The following is a 1,360-nucleotide window of genomic DNA, read 5'->3' on the forward strand; positions in this document are numbered from 1 at the left end:
AATCGATCAATAGCTGGACGTATAATGAAATGGGGCAGGAAACCAGCTGCATAGAAGGCCTAGGCACACCCGAACAAAAGCATACCTATACCGACTACAATGCTTATGGGCAAAAAAACAGGACCACTAAGCCCGATGGCACAGCCCTTCTTTATACCTATGATGCCCATGGTCGTCTCAGCGAATTTAAAGCCGACGACGGCTCCCTGGCTTACCACTATGCCTATAACCGCAATCACCAAGTGACGCAAGTGGATGACCTGGTCCATCATACGGATACGACCCGCCTTTATGATGCGCAAGGCAATTTGGCAAGCGAACGTTTGGCTAACGGTTTGACCGTAAGCTATGCCTACGATCGTTTAGGCCGTCCGGTCCGCATCCAGCTGCCTGATGGCAGCGCCATCGGCTACCGCTACGATGCGGCTTTTTTGCGTGAAGTTTCCCGCATAAAATCCGGCCAACTCCTCTACTCGCATCGCTACGAAACCTACGACCAGGCAGGATCGCTCTTAAGCGCGCGCTTGATCGAGCAAGCGGGACAAGCTTCCTATCAATACGACTTGTCCAAGCGCCAGCGGACAATCCAAGCGCCCTCCTGGTCGGAAGTCATTCCGGAAAAAGGCTACGACGAAGCCGGTCGCTTGATCCTCAAGCAGATTGAGGATGTAAAGGGCTCCCAAGCCTATGCCTTTGGCTACAACAACCTCGACCATTTGCAGACAGAACGCGGCCATCAGACGCACCATTACCACACGGATTCTTTGCAGAACCGCTTAAGCAAAGACGGACAAGCGCATACGCTCAATGGCATTCATCAGTTGCTCAAACAAAAGGACAGCACCTATGTTTATGACCGCAATGGCAACTTGATAGAGAAAACGCAAAGCGGCAAAGTCACCCGCTACCGCTATGATGCGCTGAGCCGCCTCATTCAAGTTATAACCGATCAAGAAACCATCTCTTACGCTTACGATCCATTTAATCGCCGCATGAGCAAGAGTCGTCCAGGCATGCAAGAGCGTTACCTTTATCAAGGCGAAAATGAGATCGGCTCTGTCGACAATAAAGGAGCCATCCAGGAACTGCGCTTGCTAGGCAATGGCCATGGCGCCGAGCTTGGCGCTGCCATTGCATTAGAATTGAAAGGATGCCTCTTCGCTCCCCTGCACGATCATCAAGGACATGTTGTTTGCCTGCTCGATGCTCAAACAGGCCAGGCATGCGAAGCGTATCGCTACACTGCTTTTGGCGAAGAGACCATCCTCAATGCCAATGGACAAGACATAGCTGCTTCACAAGTCGGCAATCCTTGGCGCTATGCCAGCAAGCGGGTTGATCCGGAAACCGGCTGGATTTA

The 1,360-nt window shown here is 51.9% G+C and carries 1 pseudogene; it reads left to right on the forward strand.

Features of this window, described 5'->3' with window-relative positions:
• Positions 1–1,360 (forward strand): annotated as a pseudogene (locus tag BN3769_RS09605) (RHS repeat protein); the annotation flags it as partial.

The organism is Candidatus Protochlamydia phocaeensis (assembly GCF_001545115.1).
In the GTDB taxonomy this organism is placed as follows: Bacteria; Chlamydiota; Chlamydiia; order Chlamydiales; family Parachlamydiaceae; genus Protochlamydia_A; species Protochlamydia_A phocaeensis.